Genomic DNA, 22,483 nt, shown 5'->3' with positions numbered 1-22,483 from the left:
AGCTGGGGTCGCGCGGTCATCATGTCTGGGTGCAAGCTCGCGAGAAAATAAATTCAATGACTTCGCGCCACTTCTTGAGAAAATGGTTGAGCTTAAAAAAGAGTGGGCAAAGTGCATCGACCCCGCCCGCCCCGCTTATGACGTGAATATCGACGTTTTCGAGCGGGGCTTCACCATGCAGCGCATCGACCCTGTTTTCGAGCGTCTGAAGGCGGAACTGGTGCCGCTCATCGCCGCCATTCAGGACAGCGACTACAAGCCGGACACCTCATTCCTGCAGGGCACGTTTCCCATTGCAAAACAAAAGGAACTGGGGCAACGGGTGATCCGCGACATGGGGTTCAATTTCGACAACGGCCGGGTGGATGTCTCGGTGCATCCGTTTTGCGGCGGCGGCGATTGCACGGACGTGCGCATCACCACCCGCTACCGTGAGGATAATTTCATCGAATCGCTCTACGCCGCGGTTCACGAAACCGGCCACGCGCTTTACGAGCAGGGCCGGATGAAAGATCAAAAAGCCCTGCCGGTGTCGGAAGCACTCACCACCGGTGTGCACGAGTCGCAGTCCCTTTTCTGGGAACGCATGATCGCCCAGCAGGAAGCGTTCATCGAGCGGTACTGCGGCCTGCTGGCGGAAACCTTTCCGGAATCGTTCCGCGGCATCGATCCACACACGGCATACGAAGCCATCAACGTGAGCCAGCCGTCGTTCATCCGCGTCGAAGCCGACGAGGTGACGTATCCCATGCATGTGATTTTGAGGTATGAAATTGAAAGAGGGCTTTTTGACGGTTCAATGTCGGTGAAGGATCTGCCTGAGATCTGGAACGACAAGATGGAGGCCTATCTTGGGGTCCGTCCAGCCAATGACCGTGAAGGCGTGCTTCAGGATGTGCACTGGAGCGGCGGCGCGTTCGGTTATTTTCCATCATACACGCTGGGAGCGATGATGGCCTGCCAGTTCTACAGGGCGCTGGAACGCGAAGTGCCGGACATTCGCGACCATGTGCGGAACGGCAATTTCCAAGTCATCAAGGACTGGCTGAACCGCAACGTTCACTCGAAAGGCAAACTCCACGATACCGACACTCTGCTCACACAGGTGACGGGAGAACCCTTTAATCCGGAACCGTTCATCACCTACCTTCAGGAGAAGTACACGGCGATTTACCGACTGGAAGGCAACCAGGCACGCAGCTGAAAGCAATGGAAGAAAACCAGGCGAACATCACTGAATATTGCGTGGTCTGCCAGAAACCCCTGCCGCCGAATGCGGTCTTCTGCCAAAACTGCGAGCCGCCCGCGCCGCCGCCTGCCATCCCGGAAGGAGGCCTGCCCCTGTCCAAAGCGGTGGTGGCGATTGTTCTCATCCTGCTGGTGTTCGGTGGCATCGTCGCTTTAAAGGCCGGGGTGTCGTGGAACAACGATATTCCCGAAGGCGGGGAAGAGGTAGTTGCACCGGAAGACCGGCCGCAGGACGAAGACCTCAAGATCATCCACTATGTCCGTGTGGACCGCGCCAACGTGCGCGAGCAACCCAATACCGACAGTGGGGTCATCACCGTGGTGACGAAAGGTGAGAAGATCGTCGTCACCGAAAAGAACGATGACTGGAGCAAGGTGGATTTGAACGGAAAAGAAGGATGGGTTTCCACCAACCTGCTGTCCGCCCGCGTCGAATGATGTCTATCAGCATCCATTGGTGAGACGCGCCCGCGTCTCGATGAAGGCGTTCTTCAATTCCTCAAAGGTATGCGTTACCGGAAACTGCGGGAACTCGTGGGTGATGCTCTCCGGCGGTTTGAAGAAAATCCCGGCGTGCGCTTCTTTCAACATCCCCGTGTCGTTGTACGAGTCGCCGGAAGCGATGACCTTGAAGTTCAGGTTTTTCAGCGCGGCCACCGCCTTGGTCTTGCCATCTGGCTGGCGCAGGCGGTAGTCGGCGATGCGTCCGTCGCCCTCCACCACCAGCTCGTGGCAGAACAGGGTGGGGTAATCCAGTTGAGCCATCAGCGGCCCGGCGAACTGGTAAAACGTGTCGGACAGGATGATCACCTGGAACTCGGACTTCAGCCAGTCCAGAAATTCTTTCGCTCCGTCCAGGGGGGTCAGCGTGCCGATCACGCTCTGGATATCGTCCAGCTTCAGGTTGTTTTCGTCGAGGATTTTCAGGCGACCCTGCATCAGCTCGTCGTAGTCGGGAATGTCGCGGGTGGTGAGGCGCAGTTTCTCGATACCGGTTTTCTCGGCAAACGCGATCCAGATTTCCGGGATCAGCACCCCTTCCAGGTCCAGGCAGGCCAGCATTGCAAACTCCTTTCTAGGTTTCGTGGAGGCCACATTATAGGGAAAGAATCGGGCAATACAAGGGCAAGCTGTCAGGGCAGGTCTTCCGGCAGGGTGTCCGGCCGGGCTTTCGCCGCATTGCGGTTTTTGACAAGCTTCACGAGGAAGTGCCATTCCTCGACCTTCATCACCGCAGAAATGCCGGCATAGAGTGCCGCGCCGAAGAACACTTCTCCCACCAGCACGGTCAGCCGTACGATCAGGCTGTCGGTGGGCACGAACAGCCATGCGTTCAAGTAATGCACGGCCACACCCATCAGTGCGGAAGCGAACGAGAAACGCAGGATGGAGGCGACGATCTTGCGTCCTCCCAGCCGTCCCAAGCGTTTTTTGAGCAGATACACCAGCACCGCCGCGTTGGCGATGGAAGACAGCGACGTCGCCAAGGCCAACCCGCCGTGTTTCAACGGACCCATCAAGGCCACCGCCAGCCCCACGTTTAAAATCATGGTGTAGATGCCGATGCGCATCGGAGTTTTCGTATCCTGCAACGAATAGAAGGCGGAGACCAGGATCTTCATGCCGCAGAAGGCGCACAGGCCGACGGCGTAGAAGATCAGCGCGTACTGCGTGCCCTCGGTGGTGGCGCGGATGAACTCGCCGCGCTCCCACAGGGTCTGGATGATGGGAAAACTGAGTACCGCCAGTCCCACCGTCGCAGGGATGGTGATGAACAGGATCCAGCGGATACCGAAATTCAGCGTGCCGCGAAGCTCGGTGAACTCCTGCTTCGACGCCTGCTCGGTGAGTGTTGGCAGGATGGCGATTCCCAAAGCTACACCGAACACGCCGAGCGGCAACTGCACCAGCCGGTTGGCGTAATAGAGGAAGGAGATCGAACCGCCCGGTAACAGCGACGCCAGCAGGGTTTCGATCAAAAGACTCACTTCATAGACACCGAAGGCGACGATGGCGGGTCCGAGCAGTTTGGCCACTTTAATGATGCCGGGATCTTTCCAATCGAGCACCCACGACAGTTTCAGTCCGCTCTGAAAGGTGCGCGGCAACTGCACCATCAATTGCAGAAACGCACCTAACAGCACGCCCAGTGCGAGGCCCATGATTGGTTGTTCCATGTAAGGCGAAATGAACAGCGCGCCCACGATCATGCCGATGTTGAGGATCACCGGCGCGGCGGCGGGCAGGGCGAAGTTGCCGTGCGTGTTGAGCAGGCCCATGCAGAACGCGCTCAGTCCGATGAAAATCAGAAACGGTCCCATCCAGCGCGTCAGCGATACAGTGAGCTCGAACTTGCCGGGCTCATCGAGAAAACCCGGCGCGAAGACGGTGATGACGAACGGCGCGAGGCCGATGATGCCGAGGGTGACCAGCACCAGCACCACAGTCTGGATGTTGAACAGGTTGGAAGCGAAGCGCCGGGTGTCTTCTTTGCTCCGCGTGTTGACGTACTCGCCGTAAACGGGGATCATGGCGGCGCTCACCGCGCCTTCGCCCAGGATGCGGCGCTGGATGTTGGGAATGCGAAACGCGACGAAAAACGCATCCGCCGCCGCCGACGCACCGAAACTCCAGCCGATGACCACGTCGCGCAGAAACCCGAACAGCCGGGAAGCCAGGGTCATGCCGCCCACCGTGCCCGCCGCCCGGCTGACTTTTTCGTTTTTATCCATGCACAGGAAGGTTTGAAGTCACGAGGGAGGGCCCGGGAAGCCTGAAGCAAACAGCGCTCATGCCTCCCAATGACCCGTTAAGGTTTTTATTATCAATTATTTATGGGGCAAACTCAAGCCATAAATGGATTGCGCGGGCAGGCGTTTTCGAGCACAATAGGGACCCCATGGTCGGGCGTGTTGGAGTTTATCGAGTGCATCACTCCCGTTTTCCAAATGAATATTCTATTAACAACATGAAACCGGACTCTTCCCAATACATTCGTACCCTCACCATTGCCGGGTCAGACAGCGGCGGCGGTGCGGGCATTCAGGCCGACCTCAAAACGTTTTCGGCGCTCGGCTGTTACGGAATGTCCGTTCTCACCGCGCTCACTGCGCAGAACACGCAGGGCGTCACCGGTATCCATGATGTGCCGGCCGAATTCGTGCGCCAGCAGTTGGATGCGGTGCTGGGCGACATTGGCGCGGATGCGGTGAAGGTCGGCATGCTCCACAACCCGGACACCATTCATGAAGTTGCCAAAGGACTCAAGCGGTTCGACGTTCAGCGCGTGGTGCTCGATCCCGTCATGTTCGCCAAAAGCGGCGACCGCCTGATCCGCGATGAGGCCGTTGCGGCGTTGAAATCGGAACTGCTCCCGCTGGCGACGGTCTTGACGCCAAACCTCAAGGAAGCCGAAGCGTTGCTGGGGGTCGGCATCGACACCGATGACGATATGGAACAAGCCGCGCGCAAACTGGCTGAGATGGGTCCGCAAGCGGTGGTGGTGAAGGGCGGCCCTCCGGTGACGGCGGGGAACGACGACTGTTTTTGTTCCCAGGCAAATGGGGACGCAAAAAAACATTGGCTGAAACACGTGCACGTGGACACGCACAACGTGCACGGAACCGGGTGCACGTTTTCATCGGCGATTGCGGCGTACCTGGCGCGGGGGGAAGCGTTGAACGACGCGGTGCGTCAGGCGAAAGAATACATCTCCGCTGCGTTGGAAAACGGCGCGCCGTACCGGCTGGGTCACGGCAAAGGTCCGGTCGCACATTTCTTCAAACTGTGGAATACGCAAATTTAATCTGAAGGAGACTCCATGTCATTCACGAAAGACGCCTGGGCTTCCATCACCAGTACCTATCAGGACATCCTCGATCACCCGTTCAACCGGGAGCTGGGGGAGGGCACGCTGAAGGAAGAACGCTTCCAGTTTTACATAAAGCAGGACTCGCTTTATCTGGAAGACTTCGCCCGCGCTCTGGCCATCGCCGCGTCGAAAGCGCCGACCCCGGACGATATCGTGCTCCTTCTTGACTTTTCGAAAGGCGCCATTGTCGCTGAGCGGTCGTTGCACCAGTTCTACTTCGACTTCTTTAAAATCAAGCTCGACGCCGAACGGGAACCGGGGTGCTTCACTTACACAAAGTTTCTGTTGTCCACGGCAACGCACGACAGTTATCAAGTGGGCATTGCCGCCTTGCTCCCTTGTTTCTGGATTTACCGCGAGGTGGGACTGCACATCCATAAAAACGCGAAGCCGGACAACACTTACCAGAACTGGATCGACATGTATTCGAGCCCGGAGTTCGGCGCTGTGGTGGATCAGGCCATCGACCTCACCGACCGCGTTGCCGAAGGAGTGAGCGCCGCCACGCGCGAAGCCATGATGGAAGCGTTCATCAAATCGACGCAGTTGGAATGGATGTTCTGGGATTGCGCATATCACATGCGGACATGGGCCTCCGCATCGCTTCACAACTCCTGAATAAAGCGGGTGGCGTAGGAGCGGATGTGCTTGCCGTTCAACACGTGGAAACGGCGGACGCGTTCAACGGTCTGCACAGACAGGCGTTTGAGCGGCAGGTGGATGAGGCGTTTTTTATAGTGACGCGCCATGCGCCGCCACGATGCGGGTGGCGCGCCCGGCGAGACCACCGCCACGTGCCGTTCCTGCGAATGAAACAACCCCGCCTCGAGCAGCCTTTCCTCCAGCGTCTCTCCCATTGAAAAGCGCGGATCTTCCCATACGTTGGGGATGGGGCGCGGCGGATAAATCAACATGCATCCGCCGTAAGTCGCCTCGCCGATGCCCGGCCCGATCAGGTTGTCCATGTAGTTGGTGGCAAAGAAGCATAACGTCGATTCGTTCTCGTGCTCGGCGTACCAGGTCTGCCGCCAGCCGTAGCGGTCCGGTTGCGGCTCCATCTCGAATAACATCACCACCACCTCTACGTTGCCACGCGAAGGCGGAATTTCTTTCACATAGATGTCGCCCGTGTGCCAGTTACGGAGCGTGTCGCGCAGATCGATGCCGTCCTTCACCGAGGTGGTGAACTTTTCCGAGCGGGCCAGATCGTGTGCCAAAAGATGGCGCGTCTGTTCTCGGATGTGGGAGTTGAGGTTTTCGATTTTCTCGTCTTCCGGCGGCCATGAGCATTGGCCGTAAGGATTCCAGCGATAGCGGTAGTCCTGTTTCTTCAGCTTGTCCGGCTCCGGTTTCAGGTTCAGCGTGCGCCAGACTTGTGCTGTCTCCGACAGGCGGTTCTTCATGTTCACCGGACCCTCGTCCCCGAACGTGGCCTGATCGATACCCAGCGCTACCGTGTCGAGTTCGTCCGCGCCTTCCTGGTATGGATACTCCCGCGCCGCCTCGACCAGCGCGATGGCGAAGGGATCGCCACCGATCTGCTTCGCCGCCACCGCCAGCGTGTAGAGGTCCGGTGTCAGGCGGTGTTCCATCAATGTCAGATTGCGCACGTACTGCAGAAAAATCTGGAAACTTTGTTGTGTCAGGTTGTGATAGCGCACCCTGTGTTTCTGCAGATAGCGCTCGCGCGCCCGGATGAGGATTTCCTTCACCCCGTCGATGGCGACGTTTTTGTCGGAACGCATGGTCTGCCGCCGGTGTTCGTATAGATACGTGATGTACGGAAATTCACTGAGCGCAAAAAACAAGGTGTCCGGGTGCACGCTGTAGAGTGTCGGCAACTGCGGCGGCCTTTCGGGGTTGGGGTACGGGGCGCGTTCGTCGTAGGCCTGTTTGATCCACGGCCAGTCGAGAATGGAACAAATGAAGAGAACTTTTTTGTGTTCGATCTCCAGCCGGTGGAGTTGATGGGCCATCCAGCGACAACGCAGGTCCGCCTGGCTGTTTTTTTCCGGTTTCGGCAGAAAGGGAAGCATGCTGACGGCTAATTTTTCCATCGACATCTGTTGCAGTGCGGCGGTGTCTGGGAAATCCATTTTGCGCGGCTGGTAGTTTTGCACGCTCAGGTCGATGAACTCGCAGGGAATGTTTTCCTGCCGTGCGATGCGGAGCGCCATGATGACGGGTTGCGAGGGATCGACGGGAACGTAGGTGACCGTGCCGTCTTCCTCCTCCACGCAACTGATGGTTATGGCGGGAAGCAGATCGAGTCCGCGAAGCACCGTGGCCTCATACTCCGGCGGCAGGCACACGGCGAGGCAGTCGCACCCGGACGCCAGCAGACGTTGCCGCACTTCGCGGGTGAAGTGACCGCTTCCGTGTACGACAGGAAGCACCTGGATATGTTCACCCAGGGCAAACACGTTTTCGGTGGCGGGAGCCGGGGCGGTCATTTTTTATTTCCTCAGCGGTCCATGTCGGGATGCAGGGGATTGTCGTCGCCGAAGAAGAAATCGCCCAACCCCATCGGCAGGCGGTCGGAGCCCAGTGCGCGGCTTTTGCGTTCCGCCAGCCGGTCGAGATTGAGCGCTTCCTCGCTCAAAACCTTCTCAACCGCTTCGCTCCAGATGGCGTCTTTGGAAATGGGATGATCCGCGTCCTGCTTCAACCGTTTGATTGCGTACTGAAGGATGTGGATGCCATCGCGCGGCGAGAAGTCAAGGTCCAGTTGATGCGACTTTTGCAGGAACTGCACGGTCATGTCCAACAGGTCCTGTTCGGCGAAGGGCAGGTGGTATTGCAGAATCGCCATCTCGTCTTCCTGCGATGGCATCTGCAATTGAAGAGTCGGTTGCAGGCGCGACAGGATGTAGTCGGGAATCTCGAACGTGGATTCATCGTTGTTCATGGTGACGCAGGCGCGGAACTCCGCGTGCGCCTTGATCTGAATTCCGGCGATGATGGACTCGACGTAGCGCCTGTGGTCGAGAAGCGGGGCGAGCGACGCCCAGCTTTTCTCGTTCATGCGGTTGCCTTCGTCGAGGATGCAGATGCCGCCCTGGATCATGGCCGTGACCAGCGGTGAGGCGTGGTAGGAGATCCTGCCGTTCTCCGCCAGCACGGGGGTGACCAGCAGGTCTTCGGGACGCGTGTCGCTGGTGCATTGAAAGATATAAAGCGGCTGGTTGCGCTTGTGCGCGGCCACCATGCACAGTGTGGTTTTGCCGATGCCAGGCATGCCAATGATGCGCGGCGACAGCGGCAGGTCCTTTTCCGCCACCACCATCCAGCAGGCGAGAATCTGGCGCAGGATCTCTTCCTGCCCGATCCACGTCACCTCGCTGTCGTCGGCGGGGCTGAGGGTCAGGTTGATGCCGCCGATGGTGGCGGTCTCATGTTTGGTATTGGTGCTTTTGACGTCGTCCTTCATAAGCCTCGATCGAGTTGTATTCCGACTCAAGAATACGGTTGGAACCGGTGGGTGTCAAGGAGGTGGAAGGCGTGCACTACTTCCCTGTCAGGACCAGCACTTTGGCGGCAATGCGATGGACTGCCTTGGCCAGCGAGCGTACGGGGAGGGATCTTCCCTGGTTGGAGGAGATGGAAGTAAAATCCGATTCCGCCGTTTTCCCGACAAACTGATTCAAAAATGAAGGAGAAATGATTTCGGCGCGCTGGGGGCCTTTGTACTCCATGATCTTGACATCCTGAACCGAGCCCCGGCCATCTACCAGCGTGATGAACACCGCTTTGGATGGAGGATGGGAATTGGAATCGGCGGTGGAGATGAACGCGTACAGCTTTTTACCGTCGTCGCGGATGCCATAATAATAATCCAGGCGCGTGCCGCCGGGAGGTTGCCCCGTCAGCGCCTTGATTTTTTCCACCTTGGGTTCGGTCAGATGGTCTTTTCTGTGTTTGATCTTGTTCATGCCTTTGAACACCGCTTTCAAGGCATCGCGTTTACTGAGATAAATCTTGTTGCGGAGTTCATCCTCCGGAATGACATGAGTGTGACCTGTCTCAATGAGTGGGATGAGCGGCAGTATCCCTGCGATGAGAACCATCAGGAAGCATTTTTGTTTCATTTAACTCCTCCTCCTTTTCATCCAAGTTGGAATCCCGGTTGAAACGAATTTCGAGAATCAGGTTATACAGAGTCGGCAAAACGATGAGGGTCAGGATCGTGGCGGAGATCATGCCGCCGACCATCGGTGCGGCGATGCGCTTCATCACGTCCGAACCCGTTCCGGCCCCCAGCATGATAGGCAGAAGGCCGCCGACTGTGGACACGACGGTCATCAGAATGGGCCGCACGCGTTCCGACGTGCCTTGCAGAACCGCAACGCGGATATCCGTTTTCGAACGGATGTCCCCCGCCTGCCGTTTCTGCTTGTAGGCCTGGTCGATATACACCAGAACGAGGACGCCGATCTCCGCCGCCACCCCCGCCAGCGCGATGAACCCCACCGCCACAGCCACGCTGAGTTCGTAATTGAGAAAATACAGATACCAGATGCCGCCCACCAGCGCGAAGGGCAGGGACAGCATGACGATGATGCTTTCGGTTATATTCCGGAAGTTGAGATAGAGCAGTATGAATATGACGAACAGAGTGACCGGGACGATGAGTTGCAACCGTTTTTTGGCGCGTTGCATGTATTCGTATTGGCCGCTCCAGATCAGGTTGTAACCGGCGGGCAGGGAAATCTGCTGATTCAATATGCCCTGCGCTCTTTGCACATAGGTGCCGACGTCGATGTTTTTGATGTCGATGTAAATCCATGCGTTCAGCCGGGCGTTTTCGGTTTTGATGACCGGAGGGCCTTTTTTGATTTCGATTTTCGCCACCTGCGCCATGGGAATGTGCTCGCCGCGAGGCGTGGGGATCAGCACCCGCTCCAGACTGTTGATGCTGTCGCGCAGTCCCCGGCTGTAGCGCAGGTTGACGGGGTAGCGTTCCAGTCCTTCGATCGTGGTGGTGATGTTCATGCCGCCGATTGCGGTCTGGATGACATCCTGAACGTCGCCCACGGTCAATCCATAACGCGCGGCCTGTTTGCGGTCGATGACAAAATCGAAGTAATTGCCTCCGACCACGCGCTCGGAATAGACGCTCGCGGTGCCGGGAACATTGCGGACGATGGCCTCAATGCGTTGCCCCAGTTGCTGAAGCTGTTTTAGATTGTCTCCAGAGATTTTGATGCCCACGGGCGTCTTGATCCCGGTAGAAAGCATGTCGATGCGGGTTTTGATGGGCATGGTCCAGGTGTTGGTCAATCCGGGAAACTGCAACGCCTGATCCATTTCTTCGATCAACGTATCCATCGTCACCCCCGGCCGCCAGGCGGATTTCGGTTTTAGCGTGATGGTGGTTTCGATCATGCTCAGAGGAGCCGGATCGGTGGCGGTTTCCGCGCGGCCTATCTTGCCGAACACGTTTTTGACTTCCGGAAACTGGCGGATGATCTTGTCCGTCTGCTGTAAAAGCTGGCGGGCTTTGGTGATGGAAATACCCGGCAGGGTGGTGGGCATGTACAGCAGATCGCCTTCATCCAGAGGCGGCATGAACTCCGATCCAAGCTTTTCCAGGGGGACCAAAGTCGCGAGCACGATCAATACTGCCGCCAGAATGATCAGCGTCTTCATCCGCAGGGCGAGCCAGAGGAGGGGGCGGAACAGGTTCTCCAGCAACCAGGTGATGGGGTTTTTCTTCTCCGGCAAAATGCGGCCCCGTATGAAAAACCCCATGATGACGGGGACCAGCGTGATGGCCAGGATGGCCGAGGCCGCCATGGAATACGTTTTGGTGAACGCGAGCGGAGAGAACAGGCGGCCTTCCTGCGCTTCCAGCGTGAACACGGGCAAGAAGGAAACCGTGATGATGAGCAGGCTGTAAAACAACGCCGGTCCGACTTCCGACGCCGCTTCGTAAATGATCTGCCAGTGATCCTTTTTGCCGCGGTCGCGCTCCAAGTGTTTGTGCGCGTTTTCGATCATCACAATGGCGCCGTCGATCATGGCACCGATGGCGATGGCGATGCCTCCAAGAGACATGATGTTCGCATTCAGTCCCTGGTATTTCATGACGATGAACGCCATGAGGATGCCCATGGGAATGGTGATGATGGCCACCAGTGAGGACCGAAGATGCAGAAGGAAAAAGACACTGATCAGGGCGACGGCGATGCTTTCTTCGATCAGTTTTTCTTTCAGATTGTCGATGGCGCGTTGAATGAGTTTGGAGCGGTCGTACACCTCGATGATTTCCACTCCGTCCGGCAGTCCTTTTTTCAGTTGGTCGAGTTTGTGTTTGACCTTGTGGATGACATCCATGGCGTTTTCGCCGAAACGCTGGACGATGATGCCACCAACCGTTTCTCCCTCGCCGTTCAATTCTGCCAGGCCCCGGCGCAGGTCCGGCCCCAGGTTCACGCGGCCGACATCTCTGACGAGAATCGGCGTCCCCTGCGGATCGACACCCAACGGGATGTTTTCGATGTCCTCCAGTTTTTCAATGTAGCCCAGTCCCCGAACCATGTATTCAGTTTCGGACATTTCAAGCAATCGCCCGCCGACATCGTTGTTGCTCCGCTGGATCGCATGTTTCACCTTTGTGAGCGGTATATCGTAGGCCTTCAGCTTATTGGGATCGACCTCCACCTGATACTGCTTCACATAGCCGCCGATGCTCGCCACCTCGGACACGCCGGTCACCGTTTGCAGTTCGTAGCGCAAATACCAGTCCTGGATGGACCGCAATTCCGAAAGATCGTGCTGGCCCGTGCGGTCCACCAAAGCATACTGATAAACCCAGCCCACTCCGGTGGCATCGGGGCCGAGAGACGGGGTGACGCCCTGCGGCAGTCTTTTAGAGACGAAGTTCAACTGCTCCAGAACCCGGCTCCGCGCCCAGTACAGATCGGTTCCATCTTCGAAAATGATGTACACGAACGACAGGCCGAAATAAGAATAACCGCGAACCACTTTTGCAAAGGGAACGGACAGCATGGTGGTCGTGAGAGGGTAGGTGATCTGGTCCTCAACAATCTGCGGGGCTTGGCCCGGATACTCGGTGAAAACGATGACCTGCACGTCGCTCAAATCCGGGATGGCATCCAGGTTGATGGTCTTCATGGAATGCACGCCCCAGATGAAAACCCCAAGCGCGCCCAGCAAAACCAGAAACCGGTTTTTGAGCGAAGCCCCTATGATTCGTTTCAGCATGATTTTTCCCGGACCATCCCTTCGGTGATAAACGGTTTCATGACATCAATGGTTATGGGCGGTTCTCTTGTTATCCAGTTTCAGTTCCAGCTTTCCCGGCTTTTGAGTTTCTTTCGGTTCGGGATTCCCGGAAGAACTGTCCAGCTTGTCCATCGCCTCCTTCAACCGGCTTTCTGAGTCGATCAGAAAACTGGAGGATGTGACGACCGTTTCACCCGACTTCAATCCCCTGAGCACCTGGTAATACCCTTCGGCCTCAACTCCCAGTGCCACTTGTCTGGTTTCAAATTTCCCTTTTTCATTCTGGACCACCACCATGTCCATGTCGCCGGACCGGATCACCGCCTGTTCCGGTACCGCCACTCCCTTTTTGGCAAGAGGAGATTTTAAGGTAACGTTGGCATACATGGCCGGCTTCAAGGCCCATTCAGGATTTTCAAATTCCATGCGGACCTTGATCGTTCGGGTTTTGGGATCGAGGAAAGGATCGATGTATGTAACCCTGCCTTTAAACTGATTTCCCGGGAAATAGGGGAGATTCATCGTAGCTTCCTGACCGATCTCAATCCAGGGCATTTCGTACTCATAGATGTCGGCCAGCACCCAGATGCGGGACAGGTCCGCAATGGTGTAAAGCGGGGTTCCGGGTTCGACATACTGGCCGTGTTCGGCTTTTTTATGGACCACAAATCCCCGGGTCGGAGAATGGATGTGCATGGTCTTTTTCACTTTTCGGGTTTTGATCAACTCTTGGATCTGGTGTTGTGCCACATCAAACAACTCTAACCGCCTGCGGGTGGAGGAGAGAAGTGTTTCCGCACCACGGCGGATTTCCTTAAAGGGGCTGTCTTCCAGGGATTCTTTATACTGGAGCGCTAAAAGGAATTCCTCCTGAGTGGAAACCAGTTCCGGGCTGTAAATCTCCATCAGCATGTCATCATGGTCCACTTCCTGCCCGGTAAAATCCACATACAGCTTCTCAATCCAGCCGCCAAATTTGGTATGGATGTGATGCACCTTCCTCTCGTCATAAGTCAGAGTGCCGGTCGTGCGAATGTTATGGATCAGTTTCCTCACTTTCACTTTCTCCGTTTTGACGCCGATGTTTTGCACGACCGTGGGGTTGATCTTTATTGCCGAATCTTCCTTCTCATCCTCATAAACAGGAATGAGGTTCATACCCATCGGACTTTTTCCGGGAGTGTCCCGTTTGTAACTGGGGTCCATCGGCGCCTGCCAGTATTTGACTTTCCGCCTTTCCTTTTTATGTTTCATCTCAGGCATGGGCATTTTTTGATTTTCGGACCCGGACCCTTCCCGCATGGTGCCTTGAGGCGTCTCCTGCCGTTGCATTTTTGCCTCGATGTATTCCTTGACGTTTTCTTTTACTGGGACGATGCGTTCCTTTGAGAATGAAATGAATTCAGAAAAAGCACGTTTCGTGTTCTCCCATTGCGCCGGGCCGGTCAAAAAACCGATGAAATAGAAACCCGTCACCAGCACGAACAGCAGAACCAGATTCAACCAGCGAAAACTCTTTCGATCGGGGGCTGGTTTGGTTTTCCCTTCGATGCGTTTCACTAGAGGAAACAGAACTTCTTCCTCATCCTGCTTCGATGTGGAATCCGTACCCTTACCATCAGTTGAACCGTCGGCCTCTTTGTTATTGTCTTTAGGCGGTTTGTTATATTCTTCTTCATCGGTCATGGTTTCACCGTTCCGTTTTGTTCGGCTCAACGAGGCTTTTACCCACCAGGCTTTCCAGGGCCGCCAGGTTTTGCTCGTAGTGAGTCAATTCCCGGTGGTACTTGATTTCCCAGTTGAGAAGGGTCACCTGGTTGTCGATCAACGTGAGGAAGTCAACTTTGTCCACGCTGTAGGCCGCCAGTGCCGATTCCAGCGATTGTTTGGCCTGCGGGATGATGCCCGTTTTCACCAGTTGGATGAGTTCCCGGTTTTTCTTTTCCTTGTCCATCAACATTTTGATTTCCATGAAAATTTTATTGCGGACTTTCCGGAACGATTCCCGAAGAACGGAAATCCGGTAATTCTCCTCCGCCACTTTGCGGTCCTGTTTCGTTTTTTGCCAGATGGGGATGTTGACTCCGACAAACCCTGAAACAAAATCCGGGTGATCCGTGAAAGGAGAATCCTGCCGCTGGCCGTAGCGGAAACCCACCTGGAAATCCGGGTAATATTCTTTCTCCGCCAACTGTTTCCGAACCTTCATTTTTTCGATGGCTTCCTGGATTTCTTTCAGCGCCGGCCGGTTTTTCTCGGCCAGCGCTTGCAGGTTCTCTACCGTATAATGAAATGGTGTTTGTGTGATTCCATGCGGGATGTGCAACGGCGCCTGCGGGAGCCGGTCCATCAAAGTGTTCAGGCGGGCGGTTTCCTGATCTTTCAGCTGTTCGAGTTCAATCAGCCGGTCCAGTATTTTTGACAACTCCACCTGTGCCTGAAGGACATCCTGCTGGATTCCTTTTCCCACTGCGTATTTGGACTCGGCAATGGTGACGAACTGTTCAAGCAAAATTTTGTTCTGCCGGGTGGTGTCGAGGGCCGCACGGAAGAAGCAGATTTCATAGAAGGATGTTTTTACCTGCCTGATGATTTCGAGTTCCAGGTCGTGCAGGGTCTGTTCCGCAATGCGGACATCCTGAAGAGCTTCTTTGGAGCGAAGATTCAATTTGCCTGGGTAGGGGAGCGCCTGCGTCACTTCGATCTGCTTCTGCGTCATCGCCTCCTGGCGGAAAGAAAACGTATCAACGGGAAGGTTCATCAATCCGACCATCATCATCGGGTCTTCCAAGGATTTGCGTTGCGGCGGGATTTCTTTCAGAACCTTGATTTTCTGGCGTACTTCCGCCAATTCAGGGTTGTTTTGCAATGCTTCCTGAATGAAACTGTTTAATGTGGTTTTAAAAATACGGTGTTGGCCATCCTTTGCCAGCCCCAATGAAGGGACCAGGCACAGTGCGGCCACAAAAAACCAATAGCGGCACATGAATTCCTCCTTCCCGGGCACAGGTCATCACGGGAATAATTAGCCCAAATGGGCGATAATTGTTGCGTTTGTGTAGGGAGAAAGTATGTGCGTTATCGAGGGGGATGGTACAGCGGCACCGGATGGGGGGCCGGTGCTTTGGGAACGACTTCAACATACATGCGGATTTCCGGCGGCGGCGAATTCAATACGGGAGATACAGAGTGGAGAGCCACTGCACACACGCCACACATCATGGTTTGACTGCAATTCATCATGCTGGCTTCTTCCGGCATCATCATGGCCTGAGCCGACTGGCACCACAGAAACAGAACTGCGACCAGAACCATAACCGAGCCGAGATGTTTGAATTTGAGGACCATAAATGAAAATCCTTTCTTCTCAAATCTAATTCTTATTGGGTGAATTTGTCAATACGGTGCACTACAATCCTTTAATTATTCAAAACCCAATGTTCATATTAAAGCTCCGTTTCCCAAGACAAATCATCGCTGATCCATATGTGGACTCGATTCCGTAACTCCATATTATTTAAAGCCCTTGTCTCGTTCGGGGTGGGGGTGGGGTGTTTGCTTCTGCTTGAAGGGGGGTTGCGGCTGGGCGGATTCGGTGATCAATTCGAATTTGTCATTACGGGCACCCGTCCGCAGGATGAAGGCAAGGTCTCCCTCAACACCCAGTACGTGGCCCTGCATTATTTCCAACACCTGCCTGTCAATATTCGCGATCTGTTCACCGATCAACCGTGGTACGAGGACACGGAGTTTTCGCGCAAAAAGCAACCCGGGGTGTACCGCATCTTCATGGTCGGGGCATCCACCACGCGCGGATTTCCTTACACGGACCGACGCATCAGTTATTCCGGATTGTTGCAGGGCATCCTCAATGATGTGCTTCCCGGCAGGCGGGTTGAGGTGATCAATGCCGGTTACGATGCGCTCAGCAGTTTTGGTGTGCTGGACCTGACATCCCAGTTGATGGATTACGAACCGGATCTCCTCATTGTGTATAGCGGGCACAACGAATTCATCGGACACTTCGGCGTCAACTCCGCGGTCAATTATGGTCAGAACCGGGAAGTGATCCGCCTCGCCACCTTTTTGTTTCACTCGCGTGTGTATCTGGCGCTGGAACGTGCCAGCTTGTGGCTGAAATCCCGTGACAGGGAGAAGGCAACCCGTGAAAGCCAAGTAAACCTGTTTCGCGCCATGCTGTCCCGGGAAAACATGGTTTGGGACGAACCCCTTCACGCCGAGGCAGAACGCAATTACAAAGCCAACCTGAAGGACCTGGTGCAGAAAGCAAACAAACGCGGAATCCAGGTCCTGCTCCTCACCCTGGTTTCCAACCTGCGCGACTTTTCTCCCATTCGGTCCGGATTTTCCGAAACCATTTCCGCCGGTTCGCGTACGCTTATCCTGGAATCCGCAAAGCGAGGTCGTGATGCATTGAAAGAGGAACAATATGAAAAGGCGTTGAAACATTTTCAAGCCGCCCACCAGCAGGATGAGCAATACGCGGAGGCGCATTATGGGATTGCACGGGCCTACGACCAATTGAACCAAATGGACAAGGCCCGGTTCCATTATTTGCAGGCCCGCGAGCACGACCGGCTTCATCTGCGGGCCTGTCTGCGTTTCCATCAAATTGTAAAAGATGTCGGGGCCGAGGAGGGGGGGATGGTTCTGGACCTGGCACCCAGATTCGAAAGGGTTTCGGCAAAAGGCCTGCCGGGTGAAGGCCTGTTTCTAGAACATGTGCATCCCAATATCAATGGCCACATGGTGATCGCCGACAGCATTGCGCGTTTTCTAGCAAAACAGAACCTGATTGCGTCCGGAGACCAGTGGAAATGGGATCGGTTGCGTCCAGCCCGGGAATATGTGTTGCAGGCGGGATTCGATCAATCCCAATATCTGAATGCACAGTACACCATAGGAAGGTTGTACCTGGAGTTTCCTTTCTATAAGTGTGAAAAAGGGGTGGCTGTTTTGGAGGAAATTGGCAAAGCGAAGGCGGAGCGTTCCAGTATCGACAACTGTTTCCAGATTTCCCGAAAGGAAAATTCGAACCATGTTGATTGATCTCAATTTGAAGGGCAAGCAGGTGGTGGTGATCGGCGCGGGGCGGGAAGCCACGCGAAAAGTGGAAGCTTTGCTGGGACAGGATTGTGAAATCATCGTCGTTGCCGACCGCATCTCCGAGCCCATTCGTAAATGGGAGGCAGAAGGCTATGTGCAGTGCACCGTCATGATTGTTGAAAACGGGGAGTTTCTTAAAAATTACGACCATTTGATACTGGTCATGGCTGCCACCGACTCGCGGGAATTGAACCGGAACCTGGTGAAATCCGGTTTGGAGGCGGGGTCTTATGTTTACGCGGTGGACGATCCGGAAGTGAGCGATTTCAACCACCCGGCAGTGATCTCCCTTGACGACAATGTAAAGGTCGCGATTTCGACCAGCGGGAAAAGTCCGCTGATGTCGGGAACCTTCCGAGCCCGGCTGGAACCGATTCTGAGGCAAACCATCACCCGGGTGGACCTGTTGCAGGTGAAATTGCAGGAGCGGATGCGAAAATTAGCAATGGAGGTATTGTCCGACCCCGGGCAACGAAAGGAATTCCTACAAAGCCTCATAGTCGATCCGGAAATTCAGAGCTTTCTGGAACGGGGAAGTCTGGATGAGGCTGAATATTTTGCCCGACAGAGGCTGGAGAAAATAAAGCGGAAGCAGGATTGAAGGTGAGGGGGCCGCCTTTCTTTTGGTAAAATGTAAAGAGAATATTCAGCTTGTCAGGGAGATTCATTTTGAGCAATTCAGTATTTCTAGTCATTGTGGTCGGTATCGTGCTGGCCATGCTGGTCCTGATGGTTCGCTACGCCCGGTTCATTCATAATTACCCTTCTCAGACGGAAGACGAATCGGTGGATCAACCACAGGTAAAAACCAAACCGCCGGAAACGCCTGAAGACACAAAATAAGAATTTCTATGTCTGTTTTGGATCAAATTCTAGATGATTACCTCAAGCGGTTTTTAGAAGGCAATCGTGCGGGAAGGTATCTCGCTGGAAAACTCAATGACTGTGGTATTGGCCTGATGCCGGTTCTGGATCATGTGACCATACGCACCCACAATGTTGAGAGGCGTTCCCGCCAGTTCCTGGAACTCGGTTACCGGGAAGACAAGGGAATCGGGCTCCTGGAATTTGACAGCTGGTGGGCCAAGGTATACCGGAAACCCGGTTATCCGGCCTTTTTCATAGATCAGGCCTATGATGATGACCGTGGAAAGGAGAGCCTGATTCCTCATTGGGTCAACGACCACGGGGATGAATGCTTTCATCACATCGCAGTTCTTGTGGAGAACATCGAGTCGGCCATTTCCTCTCTGGAGCGCGACGGATTTCGAATGGCGGGGGACATCGTGGGTGGCCCCTCATCGGATCTGCGCCAGGTGTTTACGGAACCGGAAACCCGCAATGGCAAAGTTTACTCCGTGCTCGAACTGATTGAACGGCATAACGGTTACGCAGGGTTTTTACCGCCACAGGCTGACAGCCTGATGGAATCCACCCGCCGCTGACCACATCTTCACGGTTTCTACAAATACCTTTTTGAAATCATGCGACGAAAAACGAACCCCGAGGCCATTGCGCCTTATTTGAAAGACGCCTCCAACTGTCCTCCGGGGGCTGCCTCTGAAGTGGTGATCCCCGAAACGGTTGAGGAATTGAAGGCTTTTCTCAAGGAAAACACCCAGCCTGTAACCGTTTCCGGTGCGGGAACGGGCCTCACTGCTTCCCGGGTACCGGTTGAGGGAATTATTGTTTCCATGGAACGGTTTAAAAAAATCGGAGACGTGGATGAGGGAACTATTTTTGTTGAACCGGCTGTGACGCTGGAAGATCTGAACGTGCATTTGAAAGGTTCCGGCTGGTTTTACCCTCCAAACCCGACAGAAACCCTCGCTTCCATTGGCGGGACCCTCGCCACCAATGCATCCGGATCCCGCAGTTACAAATTCGGCGTTACGCGCGATTACGTCCAGGAACTGGATATCCTCCTTGCAGACGGACGTTCCGCCCACCTGAGACGCGGGCAAACCATCGACCGGCCACTGGAACTGGATGACGGCACACAGCTTGAACTTCCCGCGGTGGAATACCGAAGCCCGCAAATCAAAAACGCCGCCGGATATTTCTATAGGCCCGGCATGGACTGGATCGATTTGTTTGTCGGTTCGGATGGCACCCTTTGCCTGATAACAGGCGTTCGGTTGAAGCTCCGAAAAGCACCCTTCGAATTTTTGAGCGGAATCCTTTTCATGGACAGCGAAGAAAAGTGCTGGAACCTGGTCGAGGCTATCCGGAAAGAATCTTCCGAGGTCATCGATCCCTGTTCGCTGGAATACTTCGACCGCCCCTCGCTGATCCGGCTCAAGAAAAAATTTCAAAATGTTCCGGACAAGGCCGAAGCCGCCCTTTTTTTTGAACAGGATGTGACGAACGAGGAAGAATTTGAAAGTTCGCTGGAGGCCTGGTACGAATTCCTGGAATCGCAAGACGTCCTTTTGGAAGATTCATGGTTTGCTCAGGGGCCCAAGGACATTGCCCGGTTTCATGATTTCCGCCATCAGGTCCCGCTTATCCTGAACGAAGAAAACAGCCGGATGGGCCGGGTGAAAATGGGGACGGACATGGCTGTGGACGACGACCACTTTCTTGAAATGATGCGTTTTTACCGGGTTGAGTTGGAAGAAAGTGAAATCGATTACGCCATGTTTGGACACATCGGCGACAACCATCTGCATATCAACCTGCTTCCTGATAAATATCAAATCGACCAGGCCAGGGCGTTGTATGGAAGAATTGTGGACCAAATCCTGGAATGGGGAGGTACCGTTTCCGCCGAGCACGGTGTGGGCAAGTTGAAAAAAGCCTACTACCATCAAATGGTTGGCAAAGAAACCCTGGATCAGTTGCGCACCCTCAAGAATCGGCTCGACATCAGGAACCTTCTCGGTCGGGGTAACCTTTTATAAAGGCGAAACTGCCGGGAGCTACCAGGTTTCCCTGAATCGGGTTGACGGGGAACGAGCTATAAGAGTACAATTTTTCAAATGTTTGCTTGAGTGGAGACCTGTATCCTTTTAACTGGTAAAGGTTTGCTATGCTCGACTCTCTGAAAATCCTTGTGCTCAACTACACTTATGAGCCTCTGCAGTTCTGCTGTGCGAAGCGGGGACTCCTGATGGTGTTGAGCGGTCGCGCCGAGGAAATTGAAAGCGATGGGTACGTCATTCGCTCGCCATCGCTTTCGTTGCCCCTACCCACGGTGATTCGGGTGCTGAAGGTTGTCAAACGCAACCGGCGCAAACAGGTCGCATTCAGTAAGAAAAACATCCTCCGCCGCGACAACTATACCTGTCAATATTGCGGTGAACGGGAGCATCTGCTGACGGTAGATCACATTCTGCCCAAATCCCGTGGGGGCAAAACCTCATGGACGAATGTGGTGGTGGCATGCAAGCCCTGTAATTTAAAGAAAGGCAACCGTACGGCCTCCGAAGCCAACATGAAACTGATCAAGAAACCCATACGCCCCGAGTTCAGTTTCCATTCCTTTATCATTCCGGAAGGGCCCCCCTCTCACATCGAAAGCTGGAAGAAATATCTTCCCAAGAATGTGGCACGGGGCCCCGCCTACAATTGAGCGCGCTCATGTTAATTATGCCGTGCGGCTCTGGATGACCTGAAATTTGGAACCGAAATCCCTCAACCAAATCATCACTGAAGAAGAGTTTCTGCCTCTGGTACAGGATGCCAGTGCGTCGTTTTTCCGTAACTTCAATGCATACCGCGTGCTGGTGAATGAAACGGGAACCCACGCGCAAATGTTATTCCAACCTCATCCAGCAGTCCGATTTTCTCGAAAGCTTTCTGGATGAATACGGTGCGCGGGAAAACCGAACCTGGTCCGCCTTCACCGAATACATTGCGAGCATACGGAACCTTGTCATCTCCGGGTTTTACACCAAGCACCTGCTTGACCGGTATCCTTATTACCGGCTTCGCGACTGCGATGAGGAACAGGAACTGCTTTTTTCCAGAGGGCGGAACTTCCTGAATTTCCTCAACCGTTCCATTCTCAACCTGTACGAAGAAGCCATTCGAGCCGCGACCGCCAACGGCCTCAAAATAGCGGACCAGGCCATCGATCCCGACGAATTTCAGGAAATTGAAGTCACCAAGCAGTTGCCCAAGAATGTCGTGGACGATCTGGTGAAAGAGGACGAGGAGCGTGTGATTGATCTGTTCGAAAAAGTGGGAAACGTGAATCAGCTCATTGCGGATATGGGTTTTCAACCGACACACGACCCTCAAAAACTGCGGATGATCGTCCCGGACGTTCTGGATGAAAAAAAAGCCCGCTACCTGATGAATCTGGTGCACAGCATTCAATCGGAATTCGATACGTACATCAAAAATACCTCCATGGAACAACGGCATAAAAATTTGAAAGATTTCCGTGGCTACATTTCCATGCCCCTGCACCTTCTGGAAGTCACCGTTTGGCTGTGTCATTTTTTTGAGCGTCACGAAGACGAAATCCGTCACAGTGAGTGCAAGCGGACCATTTCCAGTCTGGTGGACAAAACGGAACTCCTGGGACACATCGTTAACTTTGTATTTGAACGGTGCCTGTATTACATTCATGAAGGCCATAAATTGAGCCGGGAAATTCTCAAGAGCTTTGTGAAAACGGTACGTTATGAGTTGTCGATTCCGGAACCCCTCGGTTTCCACGCCCGGCCATCCACCTATATCTCCCTTATTGTTCGAAAGCACGACTCCGATGTGTTTTTGATCGTCGACGGGCAAAAATTCAACGCCAAATCCGTGATGAGCCTGTTGCAGGCGGGCGGTGCCATCGCCGATAAGAGGTATCGCTCTGTGGTATTTGAAGGCGACCAGCGTGCGTTGGACGACATCCGAATTCTCTCCGAACACAATTATTGCGAAGAAGAAAGCATTCCCGATTCTTTGAGCTACCTTCGGGATTTGCAAAAATCCATGCACTGATGGACTTTCCGTTCTCAACTTCACTCCTGCGAAATGAATTTTGTT

19 protein-coding genes and 1 pseudogene are annotated in these 22,483 nt (G+C 54.5%); 11 read left to right on the top strand and 9 right to left on the bottom strand.

Going from position 1 to position 22,483, the window contains the following annotated elements; genetic code table 11:
* Positions 1–1,204, top strand: a pseudogene (locus tag TX82_RS11160) (carboxypeptidase M32); the annotation flags it as partial.
* A gap of 5 nt (positions 1,205–1,209) precedes the next feature.
* On the top strand, positions 1,210–1,686 hold the full coding sequence (locus TX82_RS11155) for an SH3 domain-containing protein (RefSeq protein ID WP_005010515.1): 477 nt from the start codon (positions 1,210–1,212) through the stop codon (positions 1,684–1,686).
* A gap of 6 nt (positions 1,687–1,692) precedes the next feature.
* On the opposite strand, the gene thrH is transcribed toward TX82_RS11155, so the two are convergent.
* Positions 1,693–2,310, bottom strand: coding sequence for a bifunctional phosphoserine phosphatase/homoserine phosphotransferase ThrH (gene thrH, locus TX82_RS11150; protein ID WP_005010512.1), 618 nt, complete (start codon positions 2,308–2,310; stop codon positions 1,693–1,695).
* 71 nt (positions 2,311–2,381) lie between these two features.
* A complete protein-coding gene (murJ, locus tag TX82_RS11145) occupies positions 2,382–3,980 on the bottom strand; it encodes a murein biosynthesis integral membrane protein MurJ (protein ID WP_005010510.1) in 1,599 nt (532 codons plus the stop codon).
* A gap of 236 nt (positions 3,981–4,216) precedes the next feature.
* On the opposite strand from murJ, the gene thiD reads away from it, so the two are divergent.
* Complete coding sequence (gene thiD, locus TX82_RS11140) at positions 4,217–5,053, top strand: bifunctional hydroxymethylpyrimidine kinase/phosphomethylpyrimidine kinase (RefSeq protein WP_005010508.1); 837 nt, start codon at positions 4,217–4,219, stop codon at positions 5,051–5,053.
* 15 nt (positions 5,054–5,068) lie between these two features.
* Positions 5,069–5,737, top strand: coding sequence for a thiaminase II (tenA, locus tag TX82_RS11135; protein WP_005010506.1), 669 nt, complete (start codon positions 5,069–5,071; stop codon positions 5,735–5,737).
* Here the strand turns inward: tenA and TX82_RS11130 are convergent.
* The 7 genes from TX82_RS11130 to TX82_RS11100 all read right to left on the bottom strand — a co-directional run bounded on the left by TX82_RS11130 (position 5,725) and on the right by TX82_RS11100 (position 15,715).
* Positions 5,725–7,572, bottom strand: coding sequence for a hypothetical protein (locus TX82_RS11130; RefSeq protein ID WP_005010502.1), 1,848 nt, complete (start codon positions 7,570–7,572; stop codon positions 5,725–5,727). The two genes, tenA and TX82_RS11130, sit on opposite strands and share 13 nt — an antisense overlap.
* A gap of 11 nt (positions 7,573–7,583) precedes the next feature.
* Entirely contained in the window at positions 7,584–8,549 is a 966-nt protein-coding gene (locus TX82_RS11125) for an AAA family ATPase (protein WP_005010500.1), read from the bottom strand.
* A gap of 76 nt (positions 8,550–8,625) precedes the next feature.
* Positions 8,626–9,207 carry a hypothetical protein gene (locus tag TX82_RS11120; protein ID WP_144079158.1) on the bottom strand — a complete coding sequence of 194 codons (582 nt, stop codon included), beginning with the start codon at positions 9,205–9,207 and terminating at the stop codon, positions 8,626–8,628.
* Positions 9,143–12,346, bottom strand: coding sequence for an efflux RND transporter permease subunit (locus tag TX82_RS11115; protein ID WP_005010495.1), 3,204 nt, complete (start codon positions 12,344–12,346; stop codon positions 9,143–9,145). Before TX82_RS11115 ends, TX82_RS11120 begins: the two co-directional genes overlap by 65 nt.
* 45 nt (positions 12,347–12,391) lie before the next feature.
* Positions 12,392–14,053: an efflux RND transporter periplasmic adaptor subunit gene (locus TX82_RS11110; protein ID WP_005010493.1), complete on the bottom strand. Its 1,662-nt coding sequence runs from the start codon at positions 14,051–14,053 to the stop codon at positions 12,392–12,394.
* Between the two features lie 4 nt (positions 14,054–14,057).
* A complete protein-coding gene (locus TX82_RS11105) occupies positions 14,058–15,353 on the bottom strand; it encodes a TolC family protein (protein WP_005010483.1) in 1,296 nt (431 codons plus the stop codon).
* A 92-nt stretch (positions 15,354–15,445) separates the two neighbouring features.
* A complete protein-coding gene (locus TX82_RS11100) occupies positions 15,446–15,715 on the bottom strand; it encodes a hypothetical protein (protein WP_005010481.1) in 270 nt (89 codons plus the stop codon).
* 207 nt (positions 15,716–15,922) lie between these two features.
* On the opposite strand from TX82_RS11100, the gene TX82_RS11095 reads away from it, so the two are divergent.
* From TX82_RS11095 to TX82_RS11070, 7 genes are all read left to right on the top strand, one after another.
* Entirely contained in the window at positions 15,923–17,437 is a 1,515-nt protein-coding gene (locus tag TX82_RS11095) for an SGNH/GDSL hydrolase family protein (RefSeq protein WP_187291958.1), read from the top strand.
* The gene (locus TX82_RS11090) at positions 17,427–18,095 is read left to right on the top strand and encodes a precorrin-2 dehydrogenase/sirohydrochlorin ferrochelatase family protein (RefSeq protein ID WP_005010477.1); all 669 of its coding nucleotides are present in this window, start codon (positions 17,427–17,429) and stop codon (positions 18,093–18,095) included. Before TX82_RS11095 ends, TX82_RS11090 begins: the two co-directional genes overlap by 11 nt.
* Before the next feature lie 68 nt (positions 18,096–18,163).
* Positions 18,164–18,337, top strand: coding sequence for a hypothetical protein (locus tag TX82_RS16345; protein ID WP_005010474.1), 174 nt, complete (start codon positions 18,164–18,166; stop codon positions 18,335–18,337).
* 8 nt (positions 18,338–18,345) lie between these two features.
* Positions 18,346–18,939, top strand: a complete 594-nt coding sequence (locus TX82_RS11085) for a VOC family protein (RefSeq protein WP_005010472.1) — start codon at positions 18,346–18,348, stop codon at positions 18,937–18,939.
* 39 nt (positions 18,940–18,978) lie between these two features.
* Positions 18,979–20,397: an FAD-binding oxidoreductase gene (locus TX82_RS11080; protein WP_005010469.1), complete on the top strand. Its 1,419-nt coding sequence runs from the start codon at positions 18,979–18,981 to the stop codon at positions 20,395–20,397.
* A 128-nt stretch (positions 20,398–20,525) separates the two neighbouring features.
* Positions 20,526–21,068: an HNH endonuclease gene (locus TX82_RS11075; RefSeq protein ID WP_005010467.1), complete on the top strand. Its 543-nt coding sequence runs from the start codon at positions 20,526–20,528 to the stop codon at positions 21,066–21,068.
* Positions 21,069–21,226: 158 nt separating this feature from the next.
* A complete protein-coding gene (locus tag TX82_RS11070) occupies positions 21,227–22,438 on the top strand; it encodes an HPr family phosphocarrier protein (protein ID WP_005010463.1) in 1,212 nt (403 codons plus the stop codon).
* Positions 22,439–22,483 lie beyond the last annotated feature (45 nt).

This window comes from Nitrospina gracilis 3/211, assembly GCF_000341545.2.
GTDB classification, from domain to species: domain Bacteria; phylum Nitrospinota; class Nitrospinia; order Nitrospinales; family Nitrospinaceae; genus Nitrospina; species Nitrospina gracilis.
Note: the sequence above shows the minus strand (reverse complement) of the source record. Positions and strands in the feature narration are given on the sequence as shown.